This window comes from Neisseria sp. P0021.S007, from assembly GCF_051956855.1.
In genome coordinates, this window is record NZ_JBQCXA010000296.1 from 1 (window position 1) to 841 (window position 841).

General features: G+C 53.0%; 2 protein-coding genes. Both read left to right on the plus strand.

The window, feature by feature from the left end:
* Nucleotides 1-21: 21 nt before the first annotated feature.
* Nucleotides 22-486 (plus strand): tRNA (uridine(34)/cytosine(34)/5-carboxymethylaminomethyluridine(34)-2'-O)-methyltransferase TrmL, encoded by a 465-nt coding sequence (trmL, locus tag ACTHUR_RS12935; protein ID WP_070461542.1) that lies wholly within the window; start codon nt 22-24, stop codon nt 484-486.
* Between the two features lie 48 nt (nt 487-534).
* Nucleotides 535-841, plus strand: a 307-nt coding sequence (locus tag ACTHUR_RS12940) for a septal ring lytic transglycosylase RlpA family protein (protein ID WP_440398898.1), incomplete at its 3' end; no start/stop codon positions are given.

Sequence of the window (841 nt, forward strand, 5' to 3'; positions counted from 1 at the left end):
CTCTATAAGTGATTGATTTATATGTTTACCATAGTTTTGTACCAACCCGAAATCCCGCCCAATACGGGCAATATTATCCGCCTTTGCGCCAATACCGGTGCCGATTTGCACTTGGTCAAACCGCTTGGTTTCCCTCTGGATTCGTCCAAAATGAAACGCGCGGGTTTGGATTATCACGAGTTTGCCAAACTGACGGTACATGAGAATTTCGATGATTGCCTCAAGGCCCTTGAAGGCCGTCGCATTTTCGCGCTGACCACCAAAGGCTCTACTCGCCCCGACGAAGTTTCCTTCCGCGAAGGCGACGTGTTGCTGTTTGGTCCCGAAACGCGCGGCCTGCCTGCCGAAGTTCTCGACAGCCTGCCTGCCGGACAAAAAATCCGCCTGCCGATGATGCCTGACAGCAGGAGCATGAATCTTTCCAATACCGTCGCCGTGATTTTATTTGAAGCATGGCGGCAAAACGGTTTTGCCGGCGGCGTATAACAGGCCGTCTGAAACCGCTGCGTTATCAACTCAAGAACGGAACCCGTTTTGACTTTTACTAAAAAAACCCTCCTTTCCTTAGCCGCTGCCACCATCGGCGTCCTCTCCATCAATGCCGCCGTCGCCGACAGCGTGGTCCGAGTCGAAAAACTGCATCCTTCTGCCAACCGCAGTTACAAAGTTGCCGGCAAACGCTACACGCCGCTAACCAAAGTTTCCTCTTTCAGCCAAACCGGCAAAGCCTCATGGTACGGCAACCAGTTCCACGGTCGTAAAACTTCCAGCGGCGAGCGTTACAATATGAACGCCCTCTCCACCGCCCACAAAACCCTCCCTATTCCCAGCTACGCACGTG

Coding starts and splice junctions, on each gene's coding strand:
- trmL (WP_070461542.1), top strand. CDS start 22: ATGTTTACCATAGTTTTGTACCAACCCGAAATCCCGCCCAATACGGGC.